Origin of the sequence: Tardiphaga sp. 813_E8_N1_3, assembly GCF_051811025.1 — a bacterium.
Lineage (GTDB): Bacteria > Pseudomonadota > Alphaproteobacteria > Rhizobiales > Xanthobacteraceae > Tardiphaga.
Map to the genome: position 1 here is coordinate 1 of NZ_JBPWQE010000002.1, position 19763 is coordinate 19763.

Below are 19763 nucleotides of genomic sequence, written 5' to 3' on the forward strand. Positions count from 1 at the left end.
GGGCTGCCGCGGATGATTCCGCACTGTCGAACGTGCTGGCGCCCAGTAGGTAAATGGCGGCTGTGGATCGGCGGCCATAACGACTCTCGGTGAAGCGTGTGCCGACTTAGCAGCGGGAGCGGTCTCAGCAATGGTGTAATTAGTCAGCCCCGGCATGAAGCAAAATGCCATGCCTAGGATGCGGTACAAATATGATACACGCATAACGAACCTTTGCAGCAACTATTCACCCCGAGGTAGATTCGTAACGCGGCATAAACAAGGCGGGATGGCGCACACTAATAGCCGGTCATCTCTTGGCGCGCGCCTCTAGACGAGTGACGATCAATTGACCTAGCTAAGGTGCAGCAGCCCCTGCTGGACGAATCACATCAACTTCGCCGCGTTATCCCTTGGATGGCGCGGTTTTTTCCTGCGGGCCGATGAGACATAGAGGCCGACCCGTTCACTGCCGCGCAAAAGTCACGTAAGGAGCAGATGGTGCAGTCGCTGGGAAAGTCGCCGGTCGTGAAGCGTGGAGTTGTCGTGCGTGGGATAAGAACAAGCGCGACGTTAGAACAGGCGTTCTGGGACGGATTGAGGGAGATTGCCCATGAGCGAGGGGGCACCGTTAAGGATCTCATTGCGGAAATCGAAGCGGCGCGCGAGTGCCCGAACATGTCGTCAGCGATCCGGCTGTTCGTCCTCGCACATTTTCGGGATAGGCCAGTTTGATTAGCACTGTCCGAAGCGTCTAGGTACGTCCTGAGCAGATCGCACAGCGTTTTGATCGTTCAGGTCATCACTAAGCCGATCGATGATAGTCCGCCTTTCGGTGAGACTCTCCTTCATTTGCCGAGGCTACTCAGAAGAGTGATCGCTCCATTTGTCGAGAGCCCGCAAGGGATCGCGGGAGCATAGCGGACATCGGCGCTTTACGAACCAACGGATGATGCCGCTTGATAAGTTGCGAGCGGCTCCTCCGAGCGTAACCGCTGCGCGATCGCCGGTCCGGGCACTGCCGCACTGAACAGGTAGCCCTGTAGGTGAGTACATCCGAGTTTACTCAAGAGCATTCGTTGCGCTTCGGTTTCGACACCTTCCGCCGTTGTCGTCATACCGGAAGCAGCCGCGATGTTCACGACGGCCTCAACGACTGCCAACGCCTCTGCAGAACCAAGATCGTTCACGAACGACCTATCAATCTTGATTTCCTCAAAAGGAAACCTTCTCAGGTAGCTCAACGACGAATAACCGGTACCAAAATCGTCCAAAGCGATCTTGATACCCATGCCGCGAAGCTCATGCAAAACTGGCAGTGCGGCGTCGTCGTCTCCAATCAAAACGGCCTCAGTGATCTCGATCACCAGCCGACCGGGATCAAGCCCAGCGGACATAAGGGCACCCGCGGCGGTCAAGGCGAAGGAGGGCGTCTTGAGCTGCATCGGCGACACGTTGATCGCTATCCGGATGGCGGCAGGCCAAGCGGCTGCTTCTGCGCATGCAACCCGGAGAACGAAACTGCCAAGTTCCGTGATTAAGCCGGTTTCTTCAGCAATGGGAATGAATTCTGCAGGCGAGATCATTCCCCGGACGGGATGCCGCCAACGGAGGAGGGCTTCGCAGCAGACGATTGCACCGTTTAAATCAACGATTGGCTGATAATGAACTTCAAACCCCTTAGCGGAGATCGCTTTCCGTAATTCCTGCTCCATCAACAGTCTGGCTTTTGCTTTCTCGGTCATCGAGCGTTCGAAGAAGCGATGCGTTCTGCGGCCGTCTAGTTTCGCAGCGTACATGGCAAGATCAGCATGTCTGATCAGATCCTCGATACCTTCGGCATCATTCGGAGCGATTGCGATGCCGATACTTGCGTCGCTAGACAGCCTGTGCCCGCCAACTTCGAAAGGATTGCGCACGGCCCTTTGCAGTTTGCCCACGAGGTCTGCGACTGCATCGCGTGTTTCAAAGCAGTCCATTACCACTGCGAACTCGTCGCCGCCTAGCCGTGCGATTAGGTCGCCGTCCTCCAGGCAGGCTCGAAGCCGATCCGCTATCTGTTGTAGCAAGCCGTCACCGACGTGATGTCCGAGGGTATCGTTAATACCCTTGAAGCCATCGATATCAATGTAGAGAAGCGCGAAAGGCTTGCCCTGATTTGCTCCTGCCCAGCGCTCCTCCAACTTCGTCCGGAAAAGTACTCGGTTTGGTAACCCGGTCAGCGCGTCATAATGGGCGAGATGCGCAATCCTAGCGTTGGCAAGGCGACGCTCCGTCTCATCATCGAGCACGTTAATAATATAACGGGCACAACCCTCTGCATCGCGTATACCGATGCTCCTCGACTTTAAATATCGTTCGCCGAGACCTTCCCTTACGCAGACATGTTCGCTTGTGACGTTATTGTCGCGGGAACTGATCGTGCGTTCGTCCTCGGCCGTAACCAAGCGGGCGTCGCTCTCGTCGAAAAATTCGAAGGCTGTCTTTCCGACCATCATCTCGGCGGAAAAGCCGAAGTGCGTCTCGGCGTTACGGTTGACCAGCAGATATCGTCGTGTTTGCGCGTCCTTGACGGTGATCAGAGACGGGATGTGGTCAATGATCTCCCGCACAAACGCAATATTCCGGTCGCGCTCGTGCTCGAGCTGGGTGCGCTCGGTCGTGTCCTCAATCGTTGCCACCCATCCTCCCGTGCTCAATGGTCGGTTAACAGCAAGGAAAGTTCGACCGTCCTTTGTTCGACTGCTGATGCGATCGACGCGCCCTTTAGCAATCGCTCTCATGACGGTTGAGCAAAACGCATCGACGTTGCCATCGAAATGTCCGTTCCGCTGCCGCTCGGCCATTAAATCTCGGAAGTGCCATCCGACAGCATCGGTATCTGTCGGAAAGTCAAACATCTCAAAATAACGAAGGTTTATGGAAGTCACGACACCAGTCCTGTCGTAGACAACCAAGCCTTGGACCATGCCGTTTAAGGCCGTGTCGAGACGTTCCCTCTCCAATTCCAGTCGTCGCCGATTCTCACGGTTGTTCAATACAATCTGTCTGACGACGAGTAACATGAATCCGGCAACCGCCAGAGCGGCCAACACCGCTGCAAGCACAGTGGCACGGCTTTGCGAGGTCCAATCGGCAAGCGCGGCATCAGTCGTCTTGGCCGCCACAACAACACCCGGGAAATGGTCCAATCGGACGCCGGCCGCCAATCGCGGAACTCCGTCCACGGGGCCTGTACCGCGAACCGTAAGCGTCTTCGCATCATCGGCCAATTGGCTGACCAGAGAGACGCCGGAAAGCTTGCTGCCAACAAGGTGCGGCGTTTGCGGGTAGCGAGCAAGCAACGTGCCGTCGCTTTGAAGCAGCGTCACCGCGGAGCCGCTCACAGGACCGATCGAAGCCAGAAACTCTTCAAATTGGGCCGGCGCGATCCGGCGTATCATCACGCCCAAGAACACGCCGCCAACACCTGTCAAACGATGCGCGATGACGGTTTGCTGATTGCCGGACACAAGGCTCGGCACGGTTTCGACCAAAGTCGAAACAGTCGCATCGGAGATAATCCGCTCGAAGTAAGCTCTTTTTGCGATGGATATCCGAGGTGCCGGTACCGGATGTGACCAGGAGATCATGTCGCCTTCCGCGTCGAAAAAGGATATATCGCCGACGTACGAGATCCCTTTGGAACGAAACACTCGCCGCGATTCCTCAGCCGCCATCACGGCACGAAATTCAGCGGCAGCGGGGATCTCCCGGACGTTGAGCCGTTCGATAATGTCGGAGGCGATGATGGCGGAATCGTCGAACTGCCGATCAAGATGGCGGGCCAGCATCGTCGCCATATGCGTCAATTCGCGCTCGGTCTCCACGAGAGCTCGCTCCTTGGAGCGGCCGACAGCACCTATTGTCAGAAGGAAGATCGCTACGACCAATGCTGCGCTGCATAAGCACAGCGTAACGACGGGCATGCGGCCCGTCATTGCCGTCCCCGGCAGAAACCAACGTTTCGCCGCCTTAAACGCAACCTCGCTCGTCTCTCGCATTCGCTGCCTCCGCCCCGGTAGACATGTACGCAAGATTTGGTACCGAACTGATTGACGAACGCAGTTAACGGCTCGCCGGCGCGAGGTGGTGTCCTGGGAGGGTCGATGATGCAGACATCGTAGAAAGGCAGCTTTTCTGCTTCGTCAATGTTCACCGCCTAGCGCGTCTAGCGCAAAGCAAGCCACGTTATTGCCGGGCCTTATGTCATCTCGACGGTTTCAACTCTTGGTGGGTGGCCCCGGGTAGTCAGTTCCCCAAGCGGCATTAGCGTACCTGCCGCTTCGGGAGGCATGTACATCGCAATACCTGCGCACCGGCGGAGGGTGCTAACGCTGCCGCGGGAGATACCTTCAGCGCGCTCGGCGACTTCCAACTCTTCTACTCACTCTGCATTCGGTCGTTGGGTGATCCGCGTCCTCGGCGTAGTGCGTTACCAGCGACGGTGCAGCCAGAGTATTGCACGGGGCATGCTATCGCCAACAAATGACGGCCCTCGAACTTTCATAGTCAAATGGTTAACCGATTGATGAAACTACTTCGTATACGGCGCGAGGCGAGCATTTATAGCCGTTCTTTTGGCGATGGTATCAAGTGACCGTGCGCCGTTGGACGTATGGCCATACGAGACAGATTTTTCGTGCTCCAGCGCTAACGCTTCGAACGCGCGCTTTGATTTTAACAGCAGTTATTTGAAGGAAGCCCCAGATGTTTAATAGCCGTCAATCCGCAAAAGACCTGGCGAAATCGATTGCAACCGACTCTTTAACTGCCAACGTCATGGTCGCGGACGCGGATCTAAACATCACCTATGTCAACGACGCTGTCGTCGCGTTCCTTAAGGAAGCTGAAGCTGACATTCAGAAAGACCTGCCACGCTTTAGCGTCGCTGCTCTGGTCGGGTCCAACATCGACATCTTCCACAAGAACCCGGCGCATCAGCGCCAGATGCTGGCACATTTGGACCGGGTCCATCGTGCGACGATTAGAGTTGGTGGGCGAGCCTTCGATCTCACCGCCACTCCCCTTAAAGATAAGAAGGGGCAGCGCCTTGGCACTGCGGTAGAATGGAACAATGCGGCTCTTCGACTGCAGAGTTCAGAATACGCTGCCAAAGTGACGGCCATGGCAAGGTCTCAAGCCGTTATTGAATTCGGGATGGACGGCTCCATCCTGACCGCCAACGAAAACTTCCTCAAGGCGTTGGGCTACTCACTGCCCGAAATAGTGGGCAAGCATCACAGCATGTTCGTCGAGGCCACGACGCGCGATAGCTCAGCGTATCGCGAATTCTGGGCCAGCCTCAACCGCGGCGACTACCAGATGGCGGAATACAAGCGGATTGGTAAAGGCGGCAAAGAGGTCTGGATCCTAGCATCGTATAATCCAATTCTTGACGAGAACGGCAAGCCCTTCAAGGTCGTTAAATTTGCGACCGACGTCACCGACGATAAACTTCGGACGTCTGATCTAGCTGGCCAGATCGCGGCGATTGGCAAGTCGCAGGCGGTAATCGAGTTCAACATGGACGGCATAGTGCGAACCGCGAACGACAATTTTCTAAAGGCGCTGGGATACTCGCTTGAGGACATCAAGGGGCATCATCACAGCATGTTCGTTGATCCGGCCGAACGCGATACGCTGGCATACCGCGAGTTTTGGGCAAGCTTGAGCCGCGGTGAGTACCAGGCCGCTGAGTATAAGCGGATCGGCAAGGGCGGCAGAGAGGTCTGGATCCAGGCGTCCTACAATCCGATTATGGATCTCAACGGCAAACCGTTCAAAGTCGTCAAGTACGCAACCGACACGACCGACCAGGTGATCGCTCGCATGAAGAGCGAGCGTGTGCGTTCCATGATGGAGTCAGTTGCAGCCGGTGCCGAGGAGTTGAACGCCTCGGTGAGAGAGATCTCGGAAGCAATGGTCAAGTCAAGAAACACTGCCACTTCCGCGGTGGAGAAGGTCGTGTCTGCCGACAGTCAGGCGCAACGCCTTAGCACGGCGGCGCAGGCTATGACTGGTATCGTCGAACTAATCGGGAATATCACCGGTCAGATCAATCTATTGGCACTCAATGCAACGATCGAATCTGCACGTGCCGGCGAAGCGGGACGCGGTTTCGCCGTGGTCGCGTCCGAAGTGAAGAACCTCGCCAATCAAGCTAAACAGGCCACGGATAAGATCACCAGCGAGATCGACAGCTTGAACGAAATCTCGGGCGATGTCGTTAGCGCGCTTGAAGCGATCAAGCACGAAATCCAAAATGTAAGTGAATACGTCACGGCGACCGCCGCGGCGGTCGAGGAACAAAGCACCGTTACCAGTGAAATGTCATCGAGCATGCAACGAGCGGCCGCCGAGGCGGCGAGCATTGGTCGTTAGCAGGCGCGACCCTGCTGTATCGCTGCGGTGTTGCGTGCCGTCCGAGATTTCCGCGACCATCGCGGCGGCGGTTGGAGAGCAGGGTGCTGCGAGCCAGGAGCTTTCCCTTAGCGTTCTGGAGGCCGCGCAACGTACCGGCAGGTCCCGTCCAATATTGTCGACGTGCAGGTAGATTCGCATAAGTTTCATTATGGAATAAACACCTAACTCGGGTAGCGAGTGACTACCGGCGAGCTGCCTGCCGGCGCGTCCGTTCAATGCCGTCATTGATCTCGCCGTGGCATGCTTCCACAGCTAGCTCACGCGAGCGAAACTTGACCGGCCCTTGTACCGAGCGATTGCCCGGATAAATGTTCCAGCGCCAAAGCCCCGGCTGGACCTCCTGCACGTCGTATCGAACTGTTCGATGTAGCATTCGCAGTCCCCGTTCCCATTGGGAGTATATCACAGATAACGTTGCCCAAATACCCCTGCTAAGAAACAGCCTGATTCCACCTCCGTATACCTGCCCTGTGGAAGCCATCGTAAGGCTTTTCAGGCTAACGACCATTGTCCTCATCCAGCCCTTGGGTAATGATCCAGACAAGCTGGGGAGCTCGGGGATGGTCAAGGATTTCATCGCATTGGATGTTGAGACGGCAAATGCCGATTTCGGCAGTATCTGCTCGGTCGGGCTTGTCCACTTCAGAGACGGAGCGGTCTTCAAGTCTCTCGACATTTTGGTCGATCCCGAGGACGCCTTCGACCCGGCCAACATCAGAATCCACGGGATTACACCCGAAAAGGTCGCCGGAAAGCCGAATATGGCGCGGGTCATTCCGGTCATTGCCGCCGCGCTTGAGAACGCAGTGATAGTCCACCACAGCCCTTTCGATCGCACAGCGCTTGCGCGCGCTGCTGGGCGATACCGGACGGGCGGGCTACCGTGCACCTGGGTGGATTCCTGCCAAGCCGCGAAACGAACTTGGGATCAGTTTCGAGGGAACGGCGGCTACGGTCTTGCGAACCTTACCAAATCGTTCGGGATCGAGTTTACGCATCATCAGGCCGTCGATGACGCACGAGCATCTGGAATGTTGATGTTACTCGCGATAGAGGCCAGCGGAACACCGCTGCATCGATGGGTTGATGACATAGGTTACGCGTCGACGGTCGATACATCTCCGCGTCGCATTCAGGCACCTGCTTATGCCGGCAAAAAAGTCGCTCAGTCCGGCCTGTCTGATGGCCCGCTTGCAGGCGAGACGGTTGTTTTCACGGGCGCTCTTCAGATCGCGCGACAGCAAGCTGCCAGCGACGCTGCGTCGGCCGGCTGCGACGTCGCCGACAGCGTGACCAAGAAAACGACCATCCTCGTAGTCGGAGATCAGGATCTGCGGCTCACAAAAGGTCAGGAAAAGAGTACGAAGCACCGCAAGGCGGAAGACATGATCGCCAATGGCGCGACAATCCGCATTGTAGGAGAGACGGACTTCATGCTGATGGTGCAGTAGGTCGCGCCCTATTCCCTCTTAGGGGTTGTGGTTGATTGGCATGAACATGGGAGTGTGTCGATTCCGCCACGTTGGCGTTCACATCACGTCATCACTCAAGAGCGATGTCGCAATAGCCTGTGCGTCACGTTACGGGCTGTCTCGTGCCACTCTTTATCGCTTCTTCAATGGCAGCCAGAAGCTTATGAAGGGCGAGCGCTTGGCAAAAGTCCGGCGCCACTGCGGTTCCTCGGCGAAGGTCAAATGCCAGTGCCTCGTAGAGACGAAAGGTATTTGCTCCGACGCCTGATACCGGAGCCGCGCTCACCTCGGGCTGGGTTACCGTCGGAATGGAATTGACTGTAGTTGCATTGCCCCGACCTCCGGCCAGGTGGACATCAGCAACCTGAAGATTGCCATTCGATGCGGTCAACACCAGGTCTCCTAAGCTACCAATAATCTCCCAACGTAGATTGTCCCCTCGCGAGGCTGCGCCACGAAATTGAACAGTGGCAATGGCGCCGCTCTTTAATCTTCCAGCGATAGCCACATGATCGAGCGCAGTGGCATCTCTAATGCTGCCGTCTTCGATGATCCGGACATGTGAGCGTCGAATTGCTGCTTCGGCGCTTATTGTCGCAAAGTCACCGAGTACATAGGTCAACGCATCTAATCCATGCATTGTGGGCACTGGCAGAACCCCAGCACCATTTTCTATATCGAGAGTGTAAGCGAATGATCTAGGAATTGCGCTGCCCCAGATCATACCCGTTCCGGTCAACGTCGTCGCAATTACGTCGCCAATATAACCTTCGGTGACAAGCTGGCGCGCTCTCTGCACGGCTGGCGAAAATCGCGCCTGCAATCCGATCACAGTGCGTAGTCCAGATCGCTTTGCTCGCTCTGCGAGATCCTCAGCTTCCTGATAGGTGCGACCGAGCGGCCACTCCGTGAAGACCATCTTCCCTGCTTGAAGCGCAGCAGCCGTCAACACTCGATGATCTGGAACTTTCACTGCCACAACTACGAGATCGACATTACCGTGTGCAATCAGCGCTTCCGCCGAATCGAAGGCCGGCACGCCCAGAGCCGCGGCCGACGCTGCAGCAGATCGGGAATTGCTGGTGCTAACAGCCTGAAGCTGAAACTCCGGAAGCGCCTCGATCGCGGGAATGTGGGCTAACATTGCCCATCCTGGGTTTTGCGTACTTGCTCCAATAATACCGATACCAATCGCGCGATTGGCCATCCGCCATCCCTCGCTTGAACTTGTCTAGAACTATCGACCATCGCGCCCTGTTCGGCCGGCTGCGCCTTCGGACGCGATCGAGCCGCCCGTTCGCGGATTTCTCCGACCACGCGTTGCTTTTAGGTACTACTCAGTAATCTTCACAAAGCCCTGCTGGACCAACTGAATCGTCCGGGCCATTGCATCGAGGTTGACCCTCACTCCTTCGAGCAGGTCAGCGTTTCCCCAGCGGTTCACTCTCGCAGTTGCTCCGCAAAGTTCGATCCTCACGCCCCGTTTCATGAGATCCGCAACAAGATCCCTATAGGGGTTTCCGGTAAGAATATTGCGTGAGCGGTTGTAAGCGCCGTCATTCAGGGTCACGTGACCAGCATTTGTATGAAAGACTGCAACGATGTCGGCCTCCGCCCGCCAATCGGCAATATCACCAGTGATGAGTTGAAGGTGAAAGATGGACGCTGGCAAATCGCCTTCGAATTGCAACGCGCCGATGCTATGCACCGACTTTAAATGTGGAAGCTGCACAGGGATATCGATTACTAGAGCGCTGTTCGTCTCAGGCATGGGAGACACTCTCTTTTGATGGCTGCTGACAACCCTCAGTGCCGACGACGGACCGGCACCTGTGAATCTCGCGCGACCTAAACTCCGTCGTAGACGAGCTTGGTGAAGAACGCCGGACCGATCACGAACTGCCCCCATTTTGCATCGAATGCGGCTGTCGGCTTTGCGGCTACGATCTGATCCAATGTCCGTCCTTGCTTCTTCAATTCAGCGACGTTCGACCGGATAGCAACCAACATTTCGTGAAAGCTTTTCAGCCCCGCTTTGTCACTAACTGGCGCTCCGTGACCGGGGATGACGATAGTGTTGCTACTAATTCGCTCAAGAATGGAGCCGACGGCACTTATCGTGCCATCGATGCTCCCGCCAGTAGAGTAATCAATAAACGGGTAAATTCCGTTCCAATACAAGTCGCCTGTATGCAGAATCTCCGGTTCAGCAAACTCTACCGAGATATCACCATCGGTATGTCCGGCGGGATGATGCTGAAGGCGTACGCTTGTGTTGTTAATCTTGAGCACCTTTGTGTCAGACATGACTTCAGTAGGTACGGCGCCCGCTGGCGACGGAGGAAAATTGAAATGCCAGTCTTCCACCCTTTGTGCCGACATCAAGTGCTTGCGCGTGTTTGCGTGAGCGACAATCGTGGCGCCTTCATTGTGTAGCCACTCGTTTCCGCTCGCATGGTCGAAATGCCAGTGCGTGTTGATTAGGTGGGTTATCGGCTCCTTACCCAGGCCGTTCAGCGCATCAATCATTCTGGGACGTGAGACTGCTATGCCGGCGTCAATTAGGACCTTACCGTCGGATCCGACCATTACTGCAACGTTTCCGCCGGACCCTTCTAAGACGGCGATATTTCCACGCAAGCGATGCACAGTGATCGGCGTCTTGGCGGCTTCGCTTCGAATTAAGTCGACGATGCCCTCACCGTATGCGTAAGCCTCTCTCGGTGAAAGCCACCCTCCTTGCGCAGCCAACGCCGTTGCGCCGACGCAGCACAAACAAAACCCGCGACGTGACATTGAATTTCGGTTCATGACGACCTCCCCCCGCTGATGTTTAACAGGCTCGCTCGTTTGATCTGGAACTGATGCCAGTTGGCCTCGGCATTCACCCGATATTTAGGCCCTGACGAACGCCAGAATATCTCGGTTCACCACGTCTGGATGCGTACTGCACATGCCGTGAGGGAAACCCTCATAGACCTTCAACGTACCATTCGTCAGAAGCTTGATCGATAAGAGCGCAGCATCTGCGATTGGAACAATTTGATCGTCGTCGCCGTGCATGACCAAGACGGGCACTTTGATCCGCTTCAAATCGGCGGTGAAGTCAGTTTCCGAAAACACCCTGATGCAATCATAATGCGCGTTCGCGCCGCCCATCATGCCCTGCCGCCACCAGTTGCGGATCAGTCCTTGCGAAATGTCAGCCCCAGGACGATTGAAGCCGTAAAACGGTCCAGTCGGAATATCGAGATAGAACTGCGCGCGGTTGGCAGCTAGCTGCGCCCGAAGATCATCGAAAACATCGACTGGCGTTCCGCCTGGATTACGATCCGATTTGACCATAACGGGCGGAATCGCGGCAATAATGACCGCCTTTGCAACTCGACCTTCCCCGTGGCGAGCGACATAGCGCGTGACCTCCCCGCCGCCTGTCGAATGGCCCACGTGAATGGCATCGCGCAGGTCTAGTGCGGATGCCAATTCCGCGACGTCTGCCGCGTACGTATCCATGTCGTTGCCAGTTGCGGTTTGCGATGAACGTCCGTGACCTCGCCGGTCGTGCGCGATCACGCGGAAACCATTTTTCAGGAAGAACAAAATCTGATTGTCCCAATCGTCCGCGCTTAGCGGCCAACCATGGTGAAAAACAATCGGCTGCCCCGAACCCCAGTCTTTGTAGAAAATTTCCGTACCGTCGCGCGTCGTTATCGTTCCCACAGTTCATCTCCCGTATTTTGCGACATGACTAAGTGAGGCGATCCGCCCTGAAGTCATGATGTGAGGATGTCAGGTACGGACAGGCGCCGCCGCAGCAAGCTCTGCCCGCGTCGTTGGTTTGCCATCGATCGTTTCATAGATTGCCTTCGATTTTCCAAGGGTCTCCATTAGCGATTTCGGCCCCTCGAAAGGCCTTCCGCCAATGTGCCAGCCGTCCGTGTGCAATTCTTCGATCAGAACCCACACCACCTCGCGAAACGCTTCAGATCCCTCGAAACGGACCATGACGTCGGTGAGCGCCTTTGCCATTGCGTGCTTCTCTTCAGGCGTGAATACGCCATCGACCAATTTGACATTTACGAAAGGCATACTGGCTCTCCCTGTGCGTATTTCGACGACGAATGACCCTCAACCCGATATATCGACGACAACTTTTCCGACCGTAGTGCGGTTTTCAATCTCGCGATGAGCATCAGCGACAGCGGAAAACGAAAACTGGCGGGGATCGATCAGCGGCTCGACTTTCCCAGCTTCCACAAGCCGCGTTGCTTCTCTCAGAATTTCGCCGTGATGTGCCCGCCCGGTCCCAGAAAGCATGGGCAAAAGCGTAAAGACGCCAGAATAGCTTGCGGCTCTAAAAGAGAGCGGCGCAAGAGAGTGCGTCCCCCATCCAAGGCAACTAACCACCTGTCCGAATCGTCGCACCGCGTTGAATGAGGCGTCTAATGCTGCACCGCCGACAGTATCGTAAACGACGTCGAAGCCTTCTCCCGCCGTGTGATCCCCCACGTATTCCTCGACCGACGTCGCCTGTCGATCGATGGACGTGGCGCCAAGTCTTTCTATCAGATCGTGTTTCTTCAGCCTGTCCACGGCAAAAACCTCGGCTCCATACGCACGAGCGATCTGGATCACCATATGCCCAACGCCACCGACGCCTTGCACGAGCACTTTTTGTCGCGTCTGCACCTGGGCGCGGTCGATCAATCCCTCCCATGCGGTAATAAAAATAAGTGGGAGCGACGCTGCCTCGCGCATCGAGAGATTCTTTGGTTTTGGCGCCAATAAATCCGCATCGACAGCTACAAATTCCGCAAGGGAACCTTGAAGACCACCGACCCCGCCGGTCAGCCCGTAGACCTCGTCGTGCTCGACGAACGCTGACACGCCAGCTCCGACCGATTCCACGACGCCCGCGAGATCCATGCCCAGAACAGCAGGAAATGGATGCTTCGCATGAGGCGCGCTCCCGCTCCTAATCTTCAGGTCTAGCGGATTGACTCCGCTGGCCATTACACGCACTAGGACTTGGCCGGCGCCGGGAATGGGCCTTGCCACCTTTTCGCGCGTAAAGGGGGCGTTTATACCTCGGACAACTAGCGCTTCCATCGTCGCGGGGTGTGAGGACATATCAACCTGCTCGTACGGGGTGTCTCAGCAGGTTTTGGCCCCGACAAAGGCAAAGGGCGAGTGAATCGTTGTGAATTTTTGTGAGACGCCAGCAATCCTACTTTGTCGACATCACGACAGCTGGATATCCACACCCGTCCAGCACGGCCTTTGCGGCCGCAAAGTCTGGAGTTTCAAACCCCTCCGAGAACTTTTCGCAGACAGGGATCAATTCGTCGCGTGCAAGCTCGATCAGCCCACGACTTTGATGCAGTCTGGCCAGGCTTGTTGCCCCACGTAATTCCCACGACAATGCTCCTTGTCGTCGTGCCCATTGGATGGATTCTGTAAAATTCCGTTCCGCCGCTGCGGCACTTTTACTGTTGCCCACCAGCATCAGTTCGCCCTTTAACCGGTATAGCTCCGCCAGATACCATTGCTCCTCTTTTTCTCGAGCGCGAGTGATAGCTGCTTCTACTGTCGCGAGACCTTCTGACGAGAGACCTGTAGCTACCAATCCTTTGGCTAGTGCGCCCAAGAAGACTGTACTGAAGTGTACTAGCAAGCTTCCCTTTAAGAGTTCATCCAGCGCCAAGCGGATTAAACGGACTCCGTGATCCGCATCACCTTGTTCTATAAGTAGTGAACCCTTCCAACAGCGGCCGAATACTTCCCACTGATGAAGCGCATGCTTTGTTGCATGACTTTGTAATTGCGCGATTGACCGCTCGGCGGAAGCTAAATCCCCAGAGAACAGCGAGATTGCGCAAGTGCCACGAGAGATCGCGTCACAAATTGAGATTGCGTGGTTGGAAGCCAAGGCGTCCTCAACGCTTCGTTCCGCGGCGCGCGCACTTTGCTCAGAGAACCCTTGCAACCAAAGAAGCTGCGCGAACAGAACTCGGGAAGATACGACTTGATCAAACTTGAATCGCGTCACAAAAGACGGATCCGCCTTCCTCACCGCAGAGCGACCAAGCATCCGGTCAACTTGAAACCGCGCCCCTGATATGTCGCCTATACAAAACAGCGGCATACCGATCAAACGGTCGCCCGGCGGCAGATCAACCCCAGCTTCTGAGATGCGACAGAACTGTGCACCGGTTTCAAGTGCAGCGCGGTAATTGCCCATGCCCATTTGACAGAACCAAAGACCCCAGAGGGCTTGTAGCTCTTCTTCCACGTCGCGTAGATCTTCGGCTATTTCGCGCGCCTTGATCCAAGCCGCTGAAGCCTGCGGTGCGAGCCCAATAGTGAAAATGCTTGCCAGCCCTAACGCCATGTAGAGCTGCATCACATTACGCGCTTCAACCTCCCTCCGTTGCTTGGATGGAATGTTTGATAACGCACGCTGGACTCCGTCCCGGCATTCATCCACTGAAGACATTTGGAACCAGAGGGGGATGGCGGCGACGGTTAGCGCGGTCCCGACAGTCGAGTTGCCGGTGCCCGAATATGCCCATTCCAGAGCGACACGGACGTCATTGACGACCCCGCCGTACAGGTCGAGCCACGCCGGACCAGAGAGTGTTTCAATGTCACCGAGACCGCGCGTGAGTGTGAGAGTCAGATACTCAGCGAGACGCTGCATGGCGCTGTTGAAGGCTTCATTTTCGACCAGCGCTTCGAGAGCATAGGCGCGCGTCGTATCCAATAGCCGATAGGGCGTGTGCTCGCTTTGGCAGACCGACACCAACGATTTTGCGATTAGGTTTGCCAGCCCGTCAGAGACATTGCCGCCGTCCGCTTCAACATCGATCATTACGGCGGCGGCGCCGTCGAAGGAGAACTCTCCCTGAAAAACGGCCAGCCTCTGCAGAAGTGTCTGCTCTGCCTTTGGCAACGTCTCATAGCTCCAATCGAGCGTAGCCCTGAGCGTCTGGTGTCGAGGAAGAGCAGACCTCCTGCCCCCGGTTAACAGTCTGAAGCGATCATCAAGACGCCGGGCGACACCCCGCGCTCCAAAGGCTTCAATGCGAGAAGCCGCTAGTTCAATAGCCAAGGCAATCCCGTCCAACTGCCGACATATGTCGGAAATCACTGGAGCATTGTCGTCATCAAGTTCAAATCCCGTCGCACTTGATGTAGCTCGTTCGACGAATAACTGAACGGCAGGATAGGTCAGTGCTTCTATCGCTGACAGACCAGCTGATAACGGCGGTGCCTCAAGCGCCGACAGTCGATAGACGCTTTCACCGGCCGCCCGTAGAGCCTCGCGGCTCGTTGCCAGAATTCGGACATCCGGCGCCTCCCGCAGAAGCACCTCGGCCAGGTCTGCAGCGGCTTCTACAACGCGATCGCAACTGTCGAACACGATGAGCATTCGGGCCAAGCGCACGAATGTTAAGACGCGAGGTAACGGGTTCTCGGCGGCATTGGAAAGGCCGAGCGCCGATGCCAACGCACTAGGGAGTAAGGCGGGATCCGCTATTGGCCCAAGATCGAGAAAACAAGTAGACCCTCGCGAGGCGAGCTCTTCCGCTAACGTCAGACACAGTGCTGTTTTTCCGATGCCGCCAGGGCCCACGATCGTTATGAGCCGATATCGTTGGAATCTGGCTTTGACCGCGCTGAGCGCTGTTTCGCGTCCTATAAGCCGTGCAAGTCGCTGGGGCAGATCTGTTCTGCGGTCTGTCGCATTCGTAGTGGCACCCTCAAGGCCCGTTAAGACGACGGGTGCAACGAACCGGTAGCCTCGGCCGGGTACTGCGGTGATATATCGCACCCCCGCTTCTCCGTCGCCGAGGGTCTTTCGGAGCAACGATATTTGAGCGCGCAGATTAGATTCGTCCACGACGACATCAGGCCACGCGCGGGCCACCAATTCGTCTTTCGTGACCAACTCTCCCGCTCGCTCAGCTAACGCTATTAGTATTTCGAGGGCGCGCGCGCCTAGGGAAACAGGCAATTCCCCACGGAGAAGGGTATGCCTGCCAGCATGTAGGCGGAACGGCCCGAACACGAACGTTTGGTCGGATCTAGGCGTCACTCGACTGCGGCCTTCTTGCTCAAATCCTAGCGCGGGAACTCTTTGATTATTAATCGCGGAAGAGAAAATTAAAAGCTGGTGCAAGCCGACGGAATAACCGACGTCGCGCGAAAGTTCACAACTCCTTCGCAGCAAACGCTCATCGGCGGGCACTCGCTGCGGACGCGTAATCCCCTGTCTGCGTTGACCGCTCACCGACGCGTGCAAACACGTGCAACACGTGCGCTCGCGTGTACCGCTTTTCGATCGACCTACTGCCGACATTCCAGGGGCTGCGACCCCGTGTGACGTGAAAAACCGGGAATACGGTCCCTACGCCGGGGGGGCATCTGCGCAAAGTGTCAGCAGGATCCGACAGTGCCGCGCGACGCACAAGCCCGCCGGAGGGCCGAGTTTAACGAGCAAAACGCTCTTGAGCCGACCAATACCCTCGGTGTCAGGCTGAACGGCATCTCCGCCGAGACTGAGCGCGCGGAGAACGCACGCCGCGGCATCCTTGGGCTTCAATTCGACGAAGATGAGTGGGAGATTGACCCGGTCACTGGTCAGCCGATCAAGAGCCAGCCGATTGCGGCTTAGCCGTAAATTCGAATAGTGGAGCGGACCGAGTATCCTTCATGACTTCATCAGATGCCCATATCCTCCACGTAGTGAACGGCACCGACGAGCGGCGGAGGTCTAGTGCTTTAAGAGAAAGTAGATCGAAACTTGCTGCGCTTGTTCGAATGTGCCCCGGGTCGCGCGCTAGGTTGAGGAATATTCCAGCACTGTTGCGATGTACGACTCCGTGCGACAAATGATACTCGTTATTACGAAGGAATGATTCCGGACCGAATACGGTCTCCAAAATCCAATCAGAACCGTAGCTAATCACATCTACATCTTCCGGTTCACTGATCATGAGCTGGAATGGCTCGCTATTCTCAGTTTCTAATACACCGCAGAACGTCCTTTCATCCCCCTGCCGGAGTACGATAGCCAATGGACTCATTGGTCCGTACTGGAAGCGAACCAGTTCTCCTGGAGTGGCGGCTTTTAGATTTTTGAACTGCAGATCGGGCTTGACCAGCATGACAATCTCCGAATCGAAGTGGCCTTCTCAGCATGACCAACCTCATATTTTATCGGCAGCGTCTTTAGCTCCCTGCAGAGCGTTTGCTACCGCACCGATGCTATTGAGCGTAGGGCCAATGTCTGCGGGTGTGACCTCAATGAGCTTTTCGTTAGCCTCGATAACTGCGTCAAGCAATGCGTTGTAGTTAGGCATAGCGGCCAAAAAACGCTCTCGCTCCATGATATAGTCAGAATAAGCGGCGACGAAATCAACGGCCGTCGATTTGATAACGCCCCGAAGCATTGTATTGCCGCGGGAATCGATCTTCGTCGGTCCAGTCGGGTAAGTGTCTCGCAGGTAGTACAAACGTTCGAGCGCGCAGCCGTTCCAGTAATGAAAAGCCTCAAGTTGAGGTTTGCTGACACGAACAAAGTTCTTCTTAAGCGACGTGACCCACTTCTTCAGTTCCGGCTTCATGTCGAGCGCAAGAGCACGAAGGACCGTTGCTTCTGATTCCGTATAAGCAACCTTGGCAAGTTCAGCAAACGAGATAACAGCGGCCCCTATTACTTGGGCTTCCGGTCCAGTGAATTTCGTGACCGCGCCGGTTGCGCTCTTCACCCCGTCCACCGTCGCCGCGAATGTAGTCACGCTGGTTCTATATTCTGCCACTGACTTTCCGTAGGCGATCAATAGATCAAGCCTATGGAAGGTCTTTATGAGTTGATCCTGGGCCTGCTTGATTCCGACATTGGTTTTGCTGCGTATTGTCTTGTCCGTCTGCGTGCCAGGCTCTCCGCACGAATAGGTGCTCAAAGATATGAACTCGAGCTGCTCCGACTTTCTCTTATAGTCTTGATACAATTGATATTCGAGGTTAGCGCCCGCAGTAAGGCCAGTGTTGAGGCCGTCAAAAGCGGTACCTAACGTTGTGCCAAAATCCTTCGCACCGGATCCGCAACCTGTCAAAAACAGGGAACAACCGATCAATAATAAAATACGCATCTCGCCCCCGAGAAATAAGCGCGAGAATTGATTAACTTAAATTGCCTAGCAATCGGCAATCTCAAGGCGACGAGACTTGTCCACACATGTTGCGCGTGTCTTGACGTGAATCGCTCAGCGGGTGCTGCATGCCTTGTTGCGATGTTTGATACGACGCACTGCATCGCGGCGGATTCTTACCGCTCCAGTGGTCGCAATTCGTTCTTCACCCAGCCTTCGGCGGTTTTGGTCGGCAGCCAGAAGCCTCGTCGGGCGTGGATGCGTCCTTCTCAACCAACGTGTGAATGAACCAGCACTTCGGGCACTCGTATGATTGAATAGACCATCCGGGCTCCGGCGCCGTCCTGCGCACCCACTGGCGTGTGACATCGCATTCAGAACATGGCTGAGTTCGGCCGATGGCATTTCTTGATACGTCATCATTCTATCTCGCCTTCCCTGCTACTTCGGCGGCGTGCATCGACCACCACGATCGTGGTGGGCAGGCCGGACCACCACTCGCATCACGGTTGGCTTTTCCGCTTGCCACGCATCGAGCAAGGTCAGTCCGAATTGAGCATTTACGTGATCAGCGATGAACCTGTTCGGCGCGGCTAGCGTGACAACGTCTGCCTGCTCGCCAACAAGGTCCAGCTTCGCAATCCAGGCGCGGCACACCTCATCGCTGAGCCTCTTCCGAAGACGCTTCACCACTGCGGCCAGCATGGGATCGATGTCTGCCCGGTCAAAAGGATTGGGGCGCGCGACGGCCGCATCGGTGTGTGACTGTGCCGAGGTGGAAGAGCGCGCGGCATCGCCGATGACCTGCACGACCCCATCAATCAACTTCGCCAAGAACCTCACATCAGCATCATCGACCTTCTGTAGCGTGTCTGCGAGGCGCGACAGGCGATCCATTGACATGCCCCCTGTCATGCTACCCTCCGGCCCATCAGTTCGAGACGAAGCCTCGAGAGGCTTTCTTCGGTCAGGGCGCCAGATCGCTGCTGGGCCGTGAGCTGGTCCAAACGGCTTGGAGGAAGTTCGCCGAGCATTTCCCAGCCAAGAGCGACGTCCCCGCGACCCAGCCGTGCAGCAATTTGCGATTGCAGTGCCTCGGATCGAACAGGGGGAGCTGTTGAAGGCTGTCGCGCGCGCGCAGCAGTAGAGCTCTCGGTATAAAAAGAAGGTTTAGTATAATCAGTATTTAGTATCTTCATTTCTTTATATGCAGCCGCCTTACCCGGCGCCGGGTCAGCCGGAGCCGGGTATTCAGGCTGCGGTAGAAAAGCCACAGGTTCTGTGACGACGTCGGCATCGTCATCATTGATGTCCTTTACCGGTTCGGGCTCGTCACGGACGACGTACTCGAGGGCGACGATTACGCCAGTTTCATTGCGGACAACTTCCCGGGTGACGTAGCCGGCAGCAATTAGCGAGCGGAAGATCCGCTGCATGCGATCTTTGCCGACTTTCATCACGTATCCGACCTGCGAAAGACTCACCTTCCAAGTGGGCGGGCGTGATAGCAGGTAACCTAAGACGCCCTTCTCATCGGCGCCGATCCGACGGTCTTCCCAGACCGCGTTCGGGAACGCTGCGTAGCGAGAATTGTGTTTTCTTCTGATAATCGTCATCGACGCTCGTTCCGTTCGGGCGACTGGAGGATTGACGCACCCTCGCGGGGCGCGCGCCTGCATGCAGCGGGAAG

Annotated in this window: 16 protein-coding genes; 4 read left to right on the plus strand and 12 right to left on the minus strand. The window is 56.1% G+C overall.

What is annotated here, in order from left to right; genetic code table 11:
- Positions 1–477 precede the first annotated feature (477 nt).
- Positions 478–714 (plus strand): ribbon-helix-helix domain-containing protein, encoded by a 237-nt coding sequence (locus AB8A33_RS28505; RefSeq protein WP_439096096.1) that lies wholly within the window; start codon positions 478–480, stop codon positions 712–714.
- A gap of 200 nt (positions 715–914) precedes the next feature.
- Here AB8A33_RS28505 and AB8A33_RS28510 read toward each other — a convergent pair whose 3' ends face one another.
- Complete coding sequence (locus tag AB8A33_RS28510; protein WP_439096097.1) at positions 915–4022, minus strand: bifunctional diguanylate cyclase/phosphodiesterase; 3108 nt, start codon at positions 4020–4022, stop codon at positions 915–917.
- A 706-nt stretch (positions 4023–4728) separates the two neighbouring features.
- Between AB8A33_RS28510 and AB8A33_RS28515 the strand changes: the two genes are divergently transcribed.
- Positions 4729–6402 (plus strand): PAS domain-containing protein, encoded by a 1674-nt coding sequence (locus tag AB8A33_RS28515; protein ID WP_439096098.1) that lies wholly within the window; start codon positions 4729–4731, stop codon positions 6400–6402.
- Positions 6403–7004: 602 nt separating this feature from the next.
- On the plus strand, positions 7005–7895 hold the full coding sequence (locus tag AB8A33_RS28520) for an exonuclease domain-containing protein (protein WP_439096099.1): 891 nt from the start codon (positions 7005–7007) through the stop codon (positions 7893–7895).
- A 124-nt stretch (positions 7896–8019) separates the two neighbouring features.
- Here the strand turns inward: AB8A33_RS28520 and AB8A33_RS28525 are convergent, their stop codons facing one another.
- From AB8A33_RS28525 to AB8A33_RS28555, 7 genes are all read right to left on the minus strand, one after another.
- Positions 8020–9123, minus strand: coding sequence for a Gfo/Idh/MocA family protein (locus tag AB8A33_RS28525; protein WP_439096100.1), 1104 nt, complete (start codon positions 9121–9123; stop codon positions 8020–8022).
- 126 nt (positions 9124–9249) lie between these two features.
- Positions 9250–9687, minus strand: coding sequence for a DsrE family protein (locus AB8A33_RS28530; protein ID WP_439096101.1), 438 nt, complete (start codon positions 9685–9687; stop codon positions 9250–9252).
- A gap of 77 nt (positions 9688–9764) precedes the next feature.
- Entirely contained in the window at positions 9765–10727 is a 963-nt protein-coding gene (locus AB8A33_RS28535; protein WP_439096102.1) for an MBL fold metallo-hydrolase, read from the minus strand.
- A gap of 84 nt (positions 10728–10811) precedes the next feature.
- A complete protein-coding gene (locus tag AB8A33_RS28540) occupies positions 10812–11636 on the minus strand; it encodes an alpha/beta fold hydrolase (protein WP_439096103.1) in 825 nt (274 codons plus the stop codon).
- 69 nt (positions 11637–11705) lie between these two features.
- On the minus strand, positions 11706–12005 hold the full coding sequence (locus AB8A33_RS28545) for a tautomerase family protein (protein ID WP_439096104.1): 300 nt from the start codon (positions 12003–12005) through the stop codon (positions 11706–11708).
- 39 nt (positions 12006–12044) lie between these two features.
- Positions 12045–13025, minus strand: coding sequence for a zinc-dependent alcohol dehydrogenase family protein (locus AB8A33_RS28550; RefSeq protein WP_439096136.1), 981 nt, complete (start codon positions 13023–13025; stop codon positions 12045–12047).
- A gap of 118 nt (positions 13026–13143) precedes the next feature.
- Positions 13144–16014 carry an ATP-binding protein gene (locus AB8A33_RS28555; RefSeq protein WP_439096137.1) on the minus strand — a complete coding sequence of 957 codons (2871 nt, stop codon included), beginning with the start codon at positions 16012–16014 and terminating at the stop codon, positions 13144–13146.
- A gap of 357 nt (positions 16015–16371) precedes the next feature.
- On the opposite strand from AB8A33_RS28555, the gene AB8A33_RS28560 reads away from it, so the two are divergent.
- Positions 16372–16593 (plus strand): hypothetical protein, encoded by a 222-nt coding sequence (locus tag AB8A33_RS28560; protein ID WP_439096105.1) that lies wholly within the window; start codon positions 16372–16374, stop codon positions 16591–16593.
- On the opposite strand, the gene AB8A33_RS28565 is transcribed toward AB8A33_RS28560, so the two are convergent.
- The 4 genes from AB8A33_RS28565 to AB8A33_RS28580 all read right to left on the minus strand — a co-directional run bounded on the left by AB8A33_RS28565 (position 16568) and on the right by AB8A33_RS28580 (position 19689).
- Positions 16568–17086 (minus strand): hypothetical protein, encoded by a 519-nt coding sequence (locus tag AB8A33_RS28565; RefSeq protein WP_439096106.1) that lies wholly within the window; start codon positions 17084–17086, stop codon positions 16568–16570. The genes AB8A33_RS28560 and AB8A33_RS28565 overlap by 26 nt on opposite strands.
- A gap of 42 nt (positions 17087–17128) precedes the next feature.
- Positions 17129–18073 (minus strand): hypothetical protein, encoded by a 945-nt coding sequence (locus AB8A33_RS28570; RefSeq protein ID WP_439096107.1) that lies wholly within the window; start codon positions 18071–18073, stop codon positions 17129–17131.
- 441 nt (positions 18074–18514) lie between these two features.
- A complete protein-coding gene (locus AB8A33_RS28575; RefSeq protein WP_439096108.1) occupies positions 18515–18988 on the minus strand; it encodes a DnaA N-terminal domain-containing protein in 474 nt (157 codons plus the stop codon).
- Positions 18985–19689: a hypothetical protein gene (locus tag AB8A33_RS28580; RefSeq protein WP_439096109.1), complete on the minus strand. Its 705-nt coding sequence runs from the start codon at positions 19687–19689 to the stop codon at positions 18985–18987. The genes AB8A33_RS28575 and AB8A33_RS28580 overlap by 4 nt, the downstream gene beginning before the upstream one ends.
- Between the last annotated feature and the right edge of the window lie 74 nt (positions 19690–19763).

What these genes read in the sequence shown, in the direction of transcription:
- AB8A33_RS28545 (WP_439096104.1), bottom strand. Translation starts at nt 12,005, where the DNA reads ATGCCTTTCGTAAATGTCAAATTGGTCGATGGCGTATTCACGCCTGAA.
- AB8A33_RS28565 (WP_439096106.1), bottom strand. Translation starts at nt 17,086, where the DNA reads ATGCTGGTCAAGCCCGATCTGCAGTTCAAAAATCTAAAAGCCGCCACT.
- AB8A33_RS28575 (WP_439096108.1), bottom strand. Translation starts at nt 18,988, where the DNA reads ATGACAGGGGGCATGTCAATGGATCGCCTGTCGCGCCTCGCAGACACG.
- AB8A33_RS28515 (WP_439096098.1), top strand. Translation starts at nt 4,729, where the DNA reads ATGTTTAATAGCCGTCAATCCGCAAAAGACCTGGCGAAATCGATTGCA.
- AB8A33_RS28525 (WP_439096100.1), bottom strand. Translation starts at nt 9,123, where the DNA reads ATGGCCAATCGCGCGATTGGTATCGGTATTATTGGAGCAAGTACGCAA.
- AB8A33_RS28530 (WP_439096101.1), bottom strand. Translation starts at nt 9,687, where the DNA reads ATGCCTGAGACGAACAGCGCTCTAGTAATCGATATCCCTGTGCAGCTT.
- AB8A33_RS28535 (WP_439096102.1), bottom strand. Translation starts at nt 10,727, where the DNA reads ATGAACCGAAATTCAATGTCACGTCGCGGGTTTTGTTTGTGCTGCGTC.
- AB8A33_RS28570 (WP_439096107.1), bottom strand. Translation starts at nt 18,073, where the DNA reads ATGCGTATTTTATTATTGATCGGTTGTTCCCTGTTTTTGACAGGTTGC.
- AB8A33_RS28510 (WP_439096097.1), bottom strand. Translation starts at nt 4,022, where the DNA reads ATGCGAGAGACGAGCGAGGTTGCGTTTAAGGCGGCGAAACGTTGGTTT.
- AB8A33_RS28505 (WP_439096096.1), top strand. Translation starts at nt 478, where the DNA reads ATGGTGCAGTCGCTGGGAAAGTCGCCGGTCGTGAAGCGTGGAGTTGTC.
- AB8A33_RS28580 (WP_439096109.1), bottom strand. Translation starts at nt 19,689, where the DNA reads ATGACGATTATCAGAAGAAAACACAATTCTCGCTACGCAGCGTTCCCG.
- AB8A33_RS28520 (WP_439096099.1), top strand. Translation starts at nt 7,005, where the DNA reads ATGGTCAAGGATTTCATCGCATTGGATGTTGAGACGGCAAATGCCGAT.
- AB8A33_RS28550 (WP_439096136.1), bottom strand. Translation starts at nt 13,025, where the DNA reads ATGGAAGCGCTAGTTGTCCGAGGTATAAACGCCCCCTTTACGCGCGAA.